At 57.1% G+C, this 14789-nt stretch carries 11 protein-coding genes and 5 pseudogenes; 6 read left to right on the forward strand and 10 right to left on the reverse strand.

The annotated features are described in order from the left end of the window. Window positions 1-641: 641 nt before the first annotated feature. Window positions 642-1671, forward strand: a pseudogene (locus AB4Y40_RS37490) (IS630 family transposase). On the opposite strand, the gene AB4Y40_RS37495 reads toward AB4Y40_RS37490, so the two are convergent. Continuing rightward, complete coding sequence (locus AB4Y40_RS37495; RefSeq protein ID WP_368692207.1) at window positions 1579-1905, reverse strand: hypothetical protein; 327 nt, start codon at window positions 1903-1905, stop codon at window positions 1579-1581. The pseudogene AB4Y40_RS37490 and the gene AB4Y40_RS37495 overlap by 93 nt on opposite strands. Between AB4Y40_RS37495 and AB4Y40_RS37500 the strand changes: the two genes are divergently transcribed. Then, on the forward strand, window positions 1857-3104 hold the full coding sequence (locus tag AB4Y40_RS37500; protein WP_368692200.1) for an STM4012 family radical SAM protein: 1248 nt from the start codon (window positions 1857-1859) through the stop codon (window positions 3102-3104). The genes AB4Y40_RS37495 and AB4Y40_RS37500 overlap by 49 nt on opposite strands. Next, window positions 3101-4030, forward strand: a complete 930-nt coding sequence (locus AB4Y40_RS37505) for a class I SAM-dependent methyltransferase (protein WP_368692151.1) — start codon at window positions 3101-3103, stop codon at window positions 4028-4030. The genes AB4Y40_RS37500 and AB4Y40_RS37505 overlap by 4 nt, the downstream gene beginning before the upstream one ends. A gap of 440 nt (window positions 4031-4470) precedes the next feature. On the opposite strand, the pseudogene AB4Y40_RS37510 reads toward AB4Y40_RS37505, so the two are convergent. From AB4Y40_RS37510 to AB4Y40_RS37530, 5 genes and pseudogenes are all read right to left on the reverse strand, one after another. Then, window positions 4471-5467: pseudogene (locus tag AB4Y40_RS37510) on the reverse strand (IS110 family transposase); the annotation flags it as partial. After that, entirely contained in the window at window positions 5415-5954 is a 540-nt protein-coding gene (locus AB4Y40_RS37515) for a hypothetical protein (protein WP_368692201.1), read from the reverse strand. The gene AB4Y40_RS37515 and the pseudogene AB4Y40_RS37510, both read right to left, overlap by 53 nt. Next, complete coding sequence (locus AB4Y40_RS37520; RefSeq protein ID WP_368692208.1) at window positions 5948-6274, reverse strand: hypothetical protein; 327 nt, start codon at window positions 6272-6274, stop codon at window positions 5948-5950. Before AB4Y40_RS37520 ends, AB4Y40_RS37515 begins: the two co-directional genes overlap by 7 nt. Before the next feature lie 75 nt (window positions 6275-6349). Further along, entirely contained in the window at window positions 6350-7165 is an 816-nt protein-coding gene (locus AB4Y40_RS37525; protein WP_368692152.1) for a class I SAM-dependent methyltransferase, read from the reverse strand. A 14-nt stretch (window positions 7166-7179) separates the two neighbouring features. Further along, a pseudogene (locus AB4Y40_RS37530) lies at window positions 7180-7440 on the reverse strand (integrase); the annotation flags it as partial. 469 nt (window positions 7441-7909) lie between these two features. Between AB4Y40_RS37530 and AB4Y40_RS37535 the strand changes: the two are divergent. Then, window positions 7910-7981: pseudogene (locus AB4Y40_RS37535) on the forward strand (IS6 family transposase); the annotation flags it as partial. A gap of 492 nt (window positions 7982-8473) precedes the next feature. Here the strand turns inward: AB4Y40_RS37535 and AB4Y40_RS37540 are convergent. Further along, a complete protein-coding gene (locus tag AB4Y40_RS37540) occupies window positions 8474-9001 on the reverse strand; it encodes a hypothetical protein (RefSeq protein WP_368692153.1) in 528 nt (175 codons plus the stop codon). A 662-nt stretch (window positions 9002-9663) separates the two neighbouring features. Here AB4Y40_RS37540 and AB4Y40_RS37545 point away from each other — a divergent pair. Next, entirely contained in the window at window positions 9664-10302 is a 639-nt protein-coding gene (locus tag AB4Y40_RS37545) for a hypothetical protein (protein ID WP_368692154.1), read from the forward strand. Continuing rightward, window positions 10302-10940 (forward strand): RES family NAD+ phosphorylase, encoded by a 639-nt coding sequence (locus tag AB4Y40_RS37550; protein ID WP_368692155.1) that lies wholly within the window; start codon window positions 10302-10304, stop codon window positions 10938-10940. The genes AB4Y40_RS37545 and AB4Y40_RS37550 overlap by 1 nt, the downstream gene beginning before the upstream one ends. Before the next feature lie 336 nt (window positions 10941-11276). Here the strand turns inward: AB4Y40_RS37550 and AB4Y40_RS37555 are convergent, their stop codons facing one another. The 3 genes and pseudogenes from AB4Y40_RS37555 to AB4Y40_RS37565 all read right to left on the reverse strand — a co-directional run. Further along, window positions 11277-12350 carry an amidohydrolase gene (locus AB4Y40_RS37555; RefSeq protein WP_368692156.1) on the reverse strand — a complete coding sequence of 358 codons (1074 nt, stop codon included), beginning with the start codon at window positions 12348-12350 and terminating at the stop codon, window positions 11277-11279. Between the two features lie 58 nt (window positions 12351-12408). Continuing rightward, window positions 12409-13716 carry an MFS transporter gene (locus tag AB4Y40_RS37560; RefSeq protein WP_368692157.1) on the reverse strand — a complete coding sequence of 436 codons (1308 nt, stop codon included), beginning with the start codon at window positions 13714-13716 and terminating at the stop codon, window positions 12409-12411. Window positions 13717-13799: 83 nt separating this feature from the next. Continuing rightward, window positions 13800-14401, reverse strand: a pseudogene (locus tag AB4Y40_RS37565) (CoA transferase); the annotation flags it as partial. Window positions 14402-14789: the final 388 nt, after the last annotated feature.

Genomic DNA, 14789 nt, shown 5'->3' on the forward strand with positions numbered 1-14789 from the left:
TAATCCCGGTACCTAACACCGTCCAAGCAGGGATGAAGCAATTTGTTGCGGGAGCGACAAAAATTGGCAGAATTATCTGGTTTGTCTGTTAGTACTATCGGTGGATGTCTTTAATGGCCGTTTTCTGGTCTCTATTGGCGTTGGCGTGTTGGCATGGATTTCGCATAATATCCGACGTAGATTCATAGATTGATCTTATCGGAGTAGCGTTATGCGTAAAGTTACGAAATCAATGCTCCTGGGCTTAACCGTCATCATGATGGTTTTGGCTCAGCCAATCTCGGCTGCTGAGCCTGTATGTGAGCCAAATGGGTGGCACGGTTGGTGCTGCCACGTGGAAGGGCAGCCTCCAGTCTGTTCCTAGCAGGCCGCTTACGCGGCTCCTGCCGCAATTTTTTAAATTGATGAGCAATTCCAACGCGACTTCAACGCATTTTTCAGCGGTTTGAGGCTGCGCATCGAATAAGTGGACGACGCTTCCATAACCGCTGGGCTCATGTTAGCAATTCGAGCGGATCTTGGCCAGCCCCTAATAGGTATACCTGCCCCGCCGGGCAAGGACACTCTCTTGCCATAAAAATCGTTTTAGTCACGTACTAAGTTTTCCAAAAGTATTGTCACCATGATGAGAAAACACGAGGATGAAATGCAAACGCACGTCGCGTGATCGAGTTTTCGGCCGCCCAACGTTGCAGGCGATGCGTCAGCAGGCCGTGAAGGCCATACGCGAAGGGCAAGATGTGGCAAGCGTTGCTGCGGCGGCCTATGGGGTGAACGAATGCAGCGTCTATCGCTGGCTGTCCGATTTCGTCAACGTTGGAAGAACGCCTTGCTGGCAAAGGCGATTCCGGGTCGGCCGCCCAAAGTCAGTCCCGAGGAAATGCGTTGGTTGGCCAAAGCCGTGCGGGACAATACGCCACTGCAATACAAGTTCGAGCTTGGGCTGTGGACGCTCCCACTGATTGCAGTGCTCATCGAACGCAAGTTTGGCAAGAAGCTGTCGGTCTCCGGCGTGAGCCGCATCATGAAGTTGCTGGGCTTCACGGCACAGAAGCTGTTGTACCAGGCGTGGCAGCAAAGGCGCCGCGCTCGTTCGCCAATGGGAGTTCGAGACTTACTCCGCCATCCAGGCCGCTTGATCGGCTGGAGCGACGATCTATTTTTCCGACGAGTCGAGTCTTCGCTCCGATTACCATACTGGCACGACATGGGTGCCACAGGGCCAAACGCCGGTGGTGGAAACCACGGGCAGTTGGTTTTCGTTGAACATGATTCCGGCGGTCAGTCCGCAAGGCGAGTTCCGATTCATGGTGCACGATGGCGCAGTCACTGCGGCAGTGTTTCGGGAGTTTCTTGGCAGCCAGATCATCGGCGCGGACAAACCCGTGTTTCTGGTGCTCGACGGCCATCCGGTGCACAGGGCAAGGTTGGCTCAGGATTTCGTAACGACCCAGAATAGGCGGCTCAAGCTTTTCTAGCTTCCGCCGTATTCGCCACATCTGAATCGCGATGAGCAGGTCTGGGCGCATGTAAAGCGCAGCGTCTCGAAATGACTGGCGCAAGAACAAGATGGAATGACTAGCGCTTGGCGCGTTGCGTCGCATCCAGAAACTGCCAGAACTGGTGAAATCCTTCTTTCGCCAGTCCGAGTGCCAATATGCCGCTATGTGACACGTATTTCGGAAAGCTTGGTAACTTCAACTTTCGCGTCACATCCATCCCTGAAAAATGCAGACGTGACTGGAGGAAGCATGCAACAAATTGCGGATTCAATTCGACATTCCATAAGTAAAAGTCACTTTGAGTCGTACGTATATAGTTATCCTTCGAAAAGATCGTATAAATATCTACATAATATCGACATTGCGAAAGTATGGTGCACAGGTGATCGCGGGCCAGTTTCAATATATATCCACATACCATTTTGCAAGTATAGGTGTACTTATTGTACGTTATTTCTAACGACTAATCATACAGGCGGCATAATACAAAGTTATGTCGATAAGTTATGTGATCAGATCAAATTTTATGCGAAGTACTGCGGAAGTAAGGCAGTGGTATCTGTGTATTTTGGTGGCGGAACCCCAACTATTTTAAACGAAAAACAATTCGGACAGATTTTCTCATCGGTTCAGCATGGATTCCCAAATATTGCGTCCTTCGCTGAGCTATGTGTCGAAGGTTCTCCCGACTCGATGTCCGAGGAACTTCTCGATTCCTTGAAAAGCCAAGGCGTGAACCGGATCAGTATGGGTATCCAAACTATGGATTCCGCTGAGCTGAAGGCTAGCGGTCGCCCATACCCGGTTTCGACAACAATCTCTGCGATAGAGAATATTCGAAAGCGTTTCGAAAATTTCAATCTGGATCTGATCTACGGCCTTTCAGGCCAGACCTACGAAAGCTGGGAAAATTCGCTCCGCCACATCGTTTCATCAGGTCCATTGACTATCTCACTGTATCCTGCAGTTAGCCGACCTCTCACTGCGATTCATAAGCAGCAGCGATTGCATCCAGAGCGGTACATCAACGACCGAAACAAGTATGCGATTTACGATAGAAATGTCGAGTTCATGCGAATGAATGGATACCGACAAGAGTCCTTCACTAGGTTCACCCGTCTGCCTGAGAATACCAGCGCGTACGCCCAAGAGACTTCCGACTTTCTCGGCGTTCCGATGATCGGAATTGGAGCAGGCGCAAGAAGCTACAACGGAAAATACCACTACAGTTTCGACTACGCGGTCAACCTCGAGGAGGTCGGAAAGGCCATTGAAGACTATTTGAACTTCGAAATCACCGAACATAGCATGGTGAGGTACGGAATTGTTCTTGATGCTCGCGAAGAGCGCCTGAGATATTTCATTCTCAGTCTTACATTGAACCAACTTTCTGGTACATTCTATTCATCACGGTTCGGCCGGAATCTGTATTCTGATTTTTCGGACGTGATTGACGCACTCGAGGCTGAGGGTTGCATCGAGCCACCGTCCAATGACAAGATTCGATTGACCACGAAGGGTTACAAATACAGTAATTTGGTCGCGCACCACCTTTTCTCGAACCGTGTGAAAACCTTGGAAGAAAGGTATGTTCCACGATGAGCAACAGTGAGCGGTTTTGGGAGAAAGGATATTCGGATGCGAAAGTGTGGACGATGGGCGGACCGAGCGTTGAGGTATTTGAAATTGAACAATTTCTACCACGAAAGTCGTCTGTTATAGACATCGGCTGTGGTGAAGGGAGAAATGCGCTCTTTCTCGCCCTCAGGGGACACAAGGTGACCGCCTTGGAACTTTCCTCGAGCGCCGTAAAGAAACTTCATTCGATTGCTGACCGATATTCGTTGAACATCGATGTGATTGAGGGTCGGATTGAGGATTTCGTTCCGAATGAAAATTATGATTTAGCCTTGGCGCACTCATCGTTGCATTTTGTAAAAAAAGCAGTGTGGATTCCCTTGCTTCGGAAGATGAGGCAACGGACAAATCCGGGTGGATTTCACAACTTCACATCGATTATTGGAATTCCTCGCTACCCAGTTCCGCACGAGTGCCGACATGCTAATTCGTTTGACCGAGGCGATCTCGACTCGCAATATGCGGACTGGCAGATTCTTCGTTCCGATTTCTACGCGAAGTGGGATTCACATCCGGGTATTCCGACGCATGTGCATGCCGTTGAGAAGTTTCTCTCGAGAAAAGCAAATTCGGTCGAGCGGTTCAGTTTGACGAAGGTCGATCTTTCGAACAGCGACAGCCTTCCTTTATTCTTGTTCGAACGTATACCCATTGGAGCCAACGCTACCTCAGTCAAGTCGATGGGTGTTCGTCCGAGACACGTCAATCGGATTGAAATGCCAGGGTGGAACATGACCTCTCCTACAGAGCTGACGGGCAACTATGTGGTTGAAGACTGGATTTTTGGGAGACACGGACTCCAATTCACACAGGGCATTTTGACGGGCAAATACGAGTATTTTACGTCACCATTTTCGTTGCGAAACTCTAGCAACTATCCTACGGAATAATCCAGCCATTCCTCCATTTTTTGACATTCCGTAAAACAAAGGATCTGCTAATTGTGCGCAAGCGGACGAGGCGAACCGATGAACATTGAACGCTGTTGCATAGTCGAATCCTCATACCGACCATCGCAGTTTTTATAACCGGTCTAGATACTGATATGACTTTCGCGGTCAAGTCCCCCAAGGTTTTTTTCTGAGCGCCGATCGCTTTTCGGTGAATCTGCTGAGGGCGGCGCAGCCTGTAACGTCGACGGTGGATCCGGCTGATATCCGTGGGTTGGTTACCACATTACAGGGTTCCGTCTTGTGAACCTGCCGCGCTCTATGGCCGAGAGTCTGGCCTGAAGGCCGTCTCGTAGTATCTTCGCAGATTGTTCACGGACCGTGCTGCGCCGTCCTCAGCAGACTGTTCCTCCTCCGTTGAATTTGCAATGGTGCCGTGATCAATGCGAGTGTGTTTGCTGCTCAATCGGATTTGAGGTCATTCGCGCGATATCCCACACGAATGCGGCCAGTTCCCGTGCGATTGCGATCACGGCGACGTTGGGATGCTTGCCACGGGCGACCAGCCTGCGATACCGCTTGCACAGTCGCAGCTGTGCATCCCACGCGCGATTGATGATAGCCTTGGGCAGTCCGTCATGGCGTTGCTGAATGGCGCGGCTGACCTTGGCGGGGTGACGGTACGACCAGGCCGCTTCAACCATCAGGTGACGCGCATGGCCGTTGCCGGCCTTTGTGATGCCACCCAGCCTGCGCCCCTGGCCCGAGGAATGTTCGGATGGCGTGAGACCAAGCCAGGCAGTCAACTGCCGCGGGTGATCGAAGCGTGACAGATCACCGAGCTCGGCAAGCAAGCCGATGGCGCTCGTGAACTGAATGCCGCGTAGCGACTGAAGCGTTTTAACCACTGGATAGAATCGCCATTGTGGTGCCATCTCGCGCAAAGCCGTCTCGAGTCGTTCGCACTGCGCCAGACGGTCTTCGATGGTCCTGCGATACTCCTCGAACGCAAGCTGCTGCCAGTGCGAATCGAACGAGTAGCCGCTGATCCAGCGCCGGTGTGCTGGCCCCCAGTTGGCGCGGCCGGATAGCGCACGTCATGGGCGAGCAGGAAGGCTTTGAGACGTTGCCTGGCCTGTTTCAGATCCTGTTTGGCGGCGCCCCAGGTGCGGACCAGATCACGAAACGCATCGTCCTCGACAGTGGGCACGTGCACGGGAGACAGATCTCCGGCGCGAAGCGCTCGTACCAGTTTCGCAGAATCGCGGCGGTCGGTCTTGACCCGCTCGCCGGGCTTGCGGGGAATCAGTGACGGCGCGCAGACCATGCAGGGGTAACCCTTCGCCGTCAACTGGCGATGAAGGCCATAGCCGCAGGGGCGGCTTCATAGACGAACACGACGTTTGACGCTTTTGACTGCATGCGCTTCCATACGCTTGATCCATATAGGTCTGGCCTTCCGTCCGGTTTGGTCAAGGTCGCTCAATCTGCGGATATGATGAACTTGAAACGGCCCATCCGTAGTCCCGCAGACCTCACATTCCTGTGCGAGCAGGCGTGACACAATTTCACTACGTAGCCCGTTGAAGACTTTCTTTGGGCGGTCGTCGAGTACTGCGTCTTTTCGCCATGGCAATGATATACCGCCAAACATGGCTACCAGTGGACTCTTTCCGTTACCGCGCTCTCTTGTGATCGTCGTCCAACGGGAGAAGAGTTCAGACGGCGTAACTCGTACTGTCCTAGCCCGTTGGCACCGCCCAAACGTACCGTGGCGGAGGATGTGCGGTTCCATCACTGGGGTCTGGGGTTCAGGCAATCCAGCTTTAACCATATTGCGCGGGTCTTGCATAACGACGGGTCTGGTACGTTCGCCCATCTCATGCTTTTCAACCATGCTCATATCCCTTAAGGTTTTCACCATCCGGTAAGATTGACGACCCAGAAGCAACTCTTCTCCTCCTGCCTGCGGCAGGAATTCGATTCGCCGCTTTCACGGCGCACAGTCACCCGCATCCGGCTGCCGTCGGCCGGCTCCACCGTAGCGAAGGCCCATGAGCGACATCCATCTACCCGGAAGTATTGTTCGGCTGCAGTCGAGGCGACGCCATCGTCCTTAACGCGACACAACCCGATTACCTTCCATTGCGAGTCACGGTCGCCTTGATGTTCCAGCACCATTCGCACAGCCCGCTCACGAACTTCCGGCGAGTACCGTGGGGCCTTCTTCTTGGTATTTTCCATAGCTCCATTTTCTCAAGAAGTGGCGCCTCCGGAAAACCCGGCGCGGTTCAGTGTGTGTCTGCCAATACGCAAAGGCTACTTTCGGATGCCGATAGCCACGAGGTACTCCCGCGGCATCGCAATCCCCAACTCGGACTGAAACCCTTCGTGATATGTTATGAAATCCTGCCTTAGGCGCTCACGGCTGTCCGGATCCAAGCTCGCGGCCAAGGTTTTAGTGGGGCCGTAGCTCTCCACGGACAACTCCCACACGGTAGACCCGTTCAGTTCGCGCAAGACGGTAGTGCCGCTCTCAAAGCGCAAGTCGAAGGCCGCTCCAAGCAGCTTCTTAACGTAATCTGTGTTCCCCCAGGCAAATGGCGACGTTGGTAGTGGCACGGGAGGTCGCGTCACATATGGCTGCATGATTTTGAACAACCCAGCGACCGTACCGTCGGAAGGCCAGGATGCAATTCCCAGCCTGCCCCCCGGTTTGCAGACCCGCGCCAACTCCGAGGCCGCTGCGTCCGGATCGCTGGCAAACATAACGCCGAATGTCGAAATGACGGCGTCGAAGCTTTGATCCTCGAATTGCAGCGCCTCCGCATCGCCCACTTGGAACTCGAAGGATAATTGCGCATCAGCCGCATACGCTTTGGCGGTCTCGATGAGATTTGCTGCCAAGTCAATTCCTATACCGCTTGCGCCACGGGCAGCGATGCGCCGTGCGGCCCACCCTGTACCCGTGGCCACGTCCAGAACGCGCTCGCCGGGCTGCGGAGCGACGCGAATAACGCAATGCTCAATCGCATCGGAGATTGATTGACTAACTCGTTCATATTGCCGCCCTGCACTTCCCCACGTGCCTGCGGCCTCGGCATTGTGGGGTTGGAGCATCGATGCATAATCCATCTCGTCCTCCTTGCGTCAACGGCGTCGCTGATCTGGGGTTGCGGCACCGGCAGCGCGGGCAACAGCTTGATTGCTCGTTCGACGGCGCTGGCGCGTGCTTGCCGCTCTTCTGGCGTGTGCTGAAACACCGCGGCGAGATCCGGCCTGTGACGGCTGTTGGCAAACAGCATGAGATCTCGCCGGATGTTCCCGAGCCTACCGCGCGCCGATTGTCCGGCAGCCTTGCGAGCCGCCAGATAGTGCTCAACAGGCGCGCGAGAGCTGAGTCCGGCGTACGCTATTAGCTTAAACCAACCAGCCTCCACGGTTCCCGGGGCACCTTCATTTTACGAGTCTGCATGATGGGTTCCTTGATCGTTGATCGGTAGCTTTTGAATCAATTACGGCCTCTGGAGAGATAAAATCCTGTCACCCCGATTTTCAGATGATTGAGTGAATTGCAATAGTCGACATTCAAAGAAAGATCACATCCATCCGGAGCCAGAACAGGCAAGATCATTTTGCCCGACTCGATAGGCACGGCACAAGATAGACACGCTTCAAACTTGTTGCCGGTTGATCAATCTCAAAGACTGCGTGATCCTACTTGCGCCAGCTGATCGCGAAATAGGGCGTTGTCACGTTGAGGTATTCACGACGCAAGAGGGCACAGGACGTACATTTTCTCAGGAATTGGACGGATCCAGGGTGAGCCCGGTGAAGGGCTCTGTCAGGTTGACGCAGTAGCGGGGGTAGAATGAAGCGATGAAGAAAAGAAAGTCGCTTTATCACGGTCACCGCTTCCCTGCCATCGTCATCAGCTGCGCGGTTCGCTGGTTGTTACGTCTCGCGGTATTCGGGGTTCGGTATCGCGAGATATTCGAGGCGAGACGACGCTGATTGTCGCGGGCCTGCCGCGCGTCAAACAAGATGAGAGCCCCGTCTCTCATCCAGATTGTCGCGCCACACGGGCCAGTCGAGTAGAAGTCCTTGCTAATTGAACGCGAGATGCAAGAAGACGATACGTGCGTGGCATCGCGCGTTTGACGCACGGCACAACGAACGCAGCCCCGGCTGTTAAGCTCGGGGCTGCTGTGTCGTCAGAAGGGATCGTCGATGCGATGAGAGGGAGGTGGTTCGCGTGGCGGTGCCGTCCACGGTTCGTTGCGACGGATCTGTTCGCCGTATGCCGCGCTGAACCACAGGAGCCAGTCGCCCAGCAGTCGCTGATCTGCGCGGCGGCTTCATCCGTCAGTTCGGGTAGTGCAGGCGGTCGGGACATGACCTTCGGCGCCGTGCGAGACGCCTTCGGGTGTTTGCGGCGCCTGCTCACCGGAACTCCTCGATAGCCTGTTGCAGCAGTTCGTCGGGCAGATGGTTCAGGCCGCGGGGCACGGCCAGTTGCATGGCGGTGCGCAGGATGCGCCCGGCCTGTCGCGGCAAACCGCGTGAGGCCTGCCGCAACAGTTCGAGCCCGGAGTCGGCCAGCAGCGTATGCGTGCAGCCGGCGCTCTTCAGGGCGTGCGCAATCAGTTGCGCGAAGCGCTCGCGCTCGATCACGGGCTTGAGTTGCACACGCGCCTGGATACGACCGTACAGGGCGGCATACGGCGCGCGCTCGAGCGTGGTGGCCAGGCACGGATGCGCGGCCAGCCATACTGTGAGCAGGTTGCGTGAATCGAACGCGAAGTTGAGGAACGACGGGAAGTCACGGAAGAACTCGATGGGCAGGTTCTGCGCCTCCGGGAATATATAGCTATGAAGAAAAATATTCCTTATCGCCGCCATGCAGCCCCGGCTGATCCGATCGAGAGCACGGCAGGCTGGATAAGCCCCTCCGGCCAGGTCTTCACGCAATACAGAAGGACCAGACAGCAACCACCTGATTTATTTGAAAATTAACGTAGGGCGGACCGGAAAGCCTTGTCAGGCCTAGAGCCCGCTAACCCGGTAAACGGCACGAAAAGCACGGGGACCCCTGTATCGGTTCTTCCTGCGATCGCGGGGGAGACTATGCCATCAGATTGCCGGGAGCTGGTCACCGCACGCTGACAGCTGTGAGTTCATATTGACGCGGGCGGAAGCCCGGAGACCCTGCCGCCATTGTGACACCTATTAGCCGGTAGCGACTCGCGCGCCGATGAACATGGCGGCGAGGTGGTCGCAGGCGCGGTGAAGAGTCGGACAGCCCCCGTGCGCCGGCGCAATCTGTACAGGCCGGGGGATGTCAAACTCAGCGTGGAAGCCGGCTTGCCCCGTCCTGGTGCTTCGAGCGGAGAGCTCCATCGCAGGGGGCCTTGGGGAACGCGCGGGCCTCGAGCAGGGCGGGGACGTCCCTGCAGCCTGTGGTGCTCGCCTGCGCCTCGATGCGACGGGACCGTATCAGGCGATGGATAATGGGGCCACATATCTCCCTGAAGAATCCTCCCCATTGCTCGGCGGCTCGCCACCTCCATAAATTGCGATTTTGCCGACATCATCTATAATGTTGGCAGATTCGCAAACTGTCGGAGGGAGTCATGATCCAGGTTCATGGTGAAGCAAACACGGATGTCGTGTTGAATTTGCCGCTCCCGCGGGGAACCGATCCGGCCGTCGCCTCTACCCTAAAAAAAGGCATGCAGGAGTTGCTGACCGTTCTTCTGGCCACGCCCCAGTGGGAGACACAGGTTTTCCTGCGCGCGGATGACCTTGCGCGTGCGATCACTGGCCTGGCTGCGCCGACGCCCGCGTTGATCGAGGAGCGTATCCGGCGCCAGAAGACCATGCGCGAGGTTTTTGCGCGAGGCGACTGGCTGACGGCGGAGGAAATCAACAGGCTCCAGGCGACGCCGCCCACCAACAAGGCTCAGCCTGCGAGCGACTGGAAGCGCCGGGGCCGGATCTTCAGCGTGGCATTCAACGGCAAGGAATACTATGCGGGCTACCAGTTCGATGCGATGTTCCAGCCGCTGCCCGTTATCAAGGACATCCTCGAGGCGCTGGGTCCGGTCGCAGACAGCTGGAAGATCGCGGCGTGGTTTCATTTCCCGAACGGATGGATCGCTGGCACTGGCGGCCATGAGGGCGAACCTGCATCCCCGCGGGATGCCCTTGACCGGCACGATGCGGTGGTCGACGCAGCGGCGCGCCACACCAGTCACGGGTACATCGCCTGATGGCTGGTCCGCACATGCCTGGCGGCGCGGAAGCCTTCACCGTCGTGTCCGTCACGTGGGAAGACGTGCCGGTCTGGTATCACGCGTACTGCACGCACCCGCATGCAACGACCGCGACGACCTTTGCGCAGGGCTGGGGCAATACCCGCTTTGCGCCGATTTCCTGTCCGGATGGATCGCCGGTCCACACGTACTATGCTGCGAGTTCATTCGCCTGCGTCGTCATGGAGTCGCTGTTCCATGACGTGCCGCTGAGTCCGCCGGGCGTCTTCGACCTCGACCGGCTGACGCACTTCCGGCTCGCAAGGCTGACCATTCCGGATCCAATTCAGTGCGTCAGCTTTCACACGCCGCACCTTCCTGCCCTGGACCTGACAAGGGCGGACCTGATAGACAGCCTGCCGGCCGTCTACGATTCGACGCGGAAGTGGTCCCAGGCAGCATACAACCAGTGCCCAGGCGCGCATGCCATCGCATACGGCTCCCGCAGGGATGATTCAGGCCGTTGCGTGATGCTTTTTGGCCAGCGGCTTCCGTCCTCACGCCTGACTGTTGTCAGCGACGAGTCGATGGCCGTCGAGCCGTTACGGACAAAGGTGCTGCAACTTGCGGACAGCCTGAATCTCAACGTCATCTGACCCGGCGCGAGCGTCTGGCGCCGGCGAACGCACGAACTTCGGGCGCGTGAAAATTCGATCCTCAAATTTTCATCGCCGTCCCGACCCCGGCACGAATCCGAACCTCTGCCGGCCGCATTGTGCTCTGGCATCATAAGGACTACATAATAAAATGCGATAAATTGCGTTATGTAAAATCAAATGACGAGCGTTCCACGCTCCGATGCTTCATTCGTCGGTCAACGGCTTGCGGCAAAAACACAGTGTCCCGCTGCTCGACGCCTTCAAGTCATGGCTCGACGAACTGGTGCCGCGTTCAATCCGTTCCACTACTAGCGCAGCGAGGCATCCGACGCGCTACGTAAGGCGGTAGACCTTGCTCACCGTTCCCCGGAACAGTGCTTCGCGCTCATCGGCACCAGCTTGCGCAGTAAATTTCTTGAAAGCGTTCCAACCGTTGCTGAATGGGTAGGATCCCTTATCGACAGGGAAATTGCTCTCGAACATGCAGCGCTCCGCACCGAACGCTTCGATACACGTATGCATCCATGGCTTCCACGCGTGCGCCAGCTCATCCGATGACGGCGGACGTTCGCCCTTTTCAAACGCGAAGCCATTCATACGCATGCCGAGGCCACCAAGCTTCACATAAACATTCGGCAACCCGGCGAGGATCCGCATCGAACGGGACCAGGCATCGAACACTTCCGCGCGCTGATTCGCATAGCTCGCGATGCGGACGACACCGCCGCAATGGTTGATGATGAAAGGCGTATCCGGAAAGGCCTTTGCCATGTCGAACAGCTCCGGCAATTGCGGAAAGAATAGCCATGCGTCGTACGCCAGGCCCAGCGGAGCCAGTTGTGCAACGCCCGCCCGATAGTCGGGGTCGAGCAGCAGCCCACGCGGCGGCGCCGACAAGGGATTGACGAGTGTCTGGTCCGCGTCCCATGTAACGAGATGTCGAATGCCACGGAACCGGCCATCGCCGGCGTGCAGTTCCGCTTCGAGAACGTCGCGCACCGACGCTCCCCGTCGAAGATCCGCGTAGCCGATCATCCCTTTCGCAACCTGCGGCTTGCCGCCTTGCAACGCGGCGGTGACGCCAGCCACGTATTCGATTTCACCGACCGGGCGCAACGACTCCGGACCAGAGGCGCGATACCGTGTCAGCGCCTGCATGAACACGGAGGCGGTGATGTTATGACCCATGCGCGCGTCCTCGAGGTACTCGTCCAGAAGGTAGGTCCAGCCCGGTCGTTCGTAAAAGTGATGATGCGCGTCGATGATCGGCATATCGGGCTCGATCGCCGCTTCGGCACCGGAGGCGAGCCAGTCGGCACGAACGGGCAGGTAGTTGTTGGTTGTACTCACGGAATGCGTTTTCTCTTTTGCAAATGCAAGACGCGCGCTGATAACGGGCAACAACATCGATGTTGCGAGAGTGCCGAGGACCTGACGGCGTCGGAACCAGGGAGTGGCTCCATTCTTAATCTCCGCGACCGAAGGCGTAGAGGGACAAGGTCAGCAAGGTCGTGATACCCAGCACGATCGAAAGACCCGTCATGCCGGCCGAAAACGTACCAAAACTGTCCTTGAGGTACCCCACGAGGTACGGTCCCGCAAAGCCCCCTAGCGCACCGATCGAGTTGATGAACGCCAACCCGCCGGCAGCGGCCTGTCCGGCAAGGAATCGCGCCGGGAGCGTATAGAAGATCGTCCGGCCTGCAATCGTCCCGATCAGCGCCAGCGTGATGCCGGTCATCGCCGGAACGATTTGATGGAAATACGTCGAGATTCCCAGCGCGATCGCGCCGGTAAAAAAACCTGCGGCGAGATTGCCGATCAGGCCGCCGCGACGATCGACTCGCTTTGCCCACCAGAGCAACGCGATGGTGGCGAAGAAGTACGGCACGGCCGACGTCCAGCCGGTCTGCGTCACGCTCATTCCATGACCTCTCAGCATCTGAGGCAGCCAGATGCCAATGCCGTAAGAGCTCATCGTGAAGCCGAAAGAAATCATTGCCAGAATGTAGGTGCGCACGTCCTTCAACGCCAGGACGAAATGTTTCTTTTTCTGACTCGACGTGCCTTCCCGATCGGTTACGCTTTGCAGCGCTTGCCGTTCGTCATGGGACAACCAGGTTGCATCGGCAGGCTTGTCCGCCAGCGTCTTGAGCACCAGAAAACCGAGCACGCACGCGGGCAATCCCTGAACGATGAACATCCACCGCCAGCCCGCCAGTCCCAAAACGCCGTCCATGTGGAGCAGCCACGCCGAGAGCGGCCCGCCCACAAGCGAGGACAGCGGCGTAGAGACGGTGAACCATGCGAGCACTCGCGTGCGATAGGTGGCCGGAAACCAGACCGCGAGGAAGAAAATCACGCCCGGAAAGAAGCCAGCCTCGCCGATACCCAGCAGCAGCCGGATCGCGTAAAAGCTCTTTGGGCCTACGGCCAGCGCTGTTGCCGCTGCGAAGAAACCCCACGTGATCATGATTCGTGCGAGCCAGCGCCGCGCGCCGAAGCGGTACAACGCCAGGCTGCTCGGAACCTCGAACAGGCAGTACCCGGCGAACATGATGCCCGCGCCCCAGCCGAACTGTGTGGCGGTCAAACCAAGATCGCGATTCATCGTCAACGCCGCGAAACCGACGCTCGTGCGATCCAGGTAGTTGAAGAAGTACGCAAGCGCGAGCAGCGGAATGAAACGCCACGCCGCCTTCCTGACCGCGGACTGCTCATGAGTGGACGCGAACGCGCTGCCCGTTGCGATGTTTGATGAGATGGATGTCATGTCGTGTCTCCGGCCGCGCTCGGAGGTCTCACCGGCTTCCGCGGCTCGATGATTCCATGTGTCTTTCGTGTTACGTGGCTGCATCAGGCGCTGGCGACTTCGTTCGCCGAAGGCTTCGACGCATCGCCAGGCTGCCTGTGTGCGCACTTGACGACACCGAGCTCGGTCAATTGCCTCACATCCTCCGGCGTGTATCCGAGACCCATCGGAAGCGCTCGCCGCCGACCGTCAAGGGCAGCAGCGCCGTCCTCGTCTCGATGGGCCGCCCTGCGCCGCTGGCATCGGGCGGCAAAGTCACCTCGGCGAGCCCGCCCGTCGCGAGCAGGTGCGGATAATCGGACAGATCCTGCGGCTTTGTGACCAGCGCATAAGGAAGCCCGCAGCGCTCGAAGATTGCGCTGATCTCGAGCGCGGTGCGATGATCGTATGGGCCAGGCAGAACCCCTTGTGCGACACATAGACGAGACGTGATTGAGCCTGCAAAGCGCAACATACCCGAGGCCTAGCTTGTCCATCGTTCCTCTCTTGAAGTTTTTGCTGAAGACGTCCGCCCCAGGCAAGCAGCTTGTGGACGATATGCACGCTACGCGTGGTCTTTCACATCGACCGCAATGCTTTTCTTGTTCCGGTTGAACGTGCCGAAGAAGCCCGCACCGGAGCCGCGCGAGGCACGTGTGCTGTCACCAATCCCTGGCCCCCCCGAAATCAATACTTCCTTAACCGGTCGGATAATCCCAGCCTAGGCCGACGCGGTATCCGTGACCCAGAGAGCCGTTGTTACTTTGACTACATCGTGAAACGCCAGCGGATTCGCGGCCGCAGTCTTATATATCGATGCGCCGAGGAAACCTTGGTTCATAGAAGCTACTATCGCCCTCTGTCGCCCACGGGACTCCTTCTTCCACCCCATCGTTCATAAGCTCCGCTATGAGTCGTGTAAAGCGCTGTTCCACCGACAGGAATGACATGCGGGGACGAAGACAGCCATGAAAGCATCGAAACCGTATCCTGTCCGCTCGTCAGCCAGACGTGGACTGCTGATGGACCACTCCCGACAGATTTTCATAAGGACA

The sequence above is a fragment of the Paraburkholderia sp. EG287B genome (genome assembly GCF_040965595.1).
GTDB lineage: Bacteria > Pseudomonadota > Gammaproteobacteria > Burkholderiales > Burkholderiaceae > Paraburkholderia.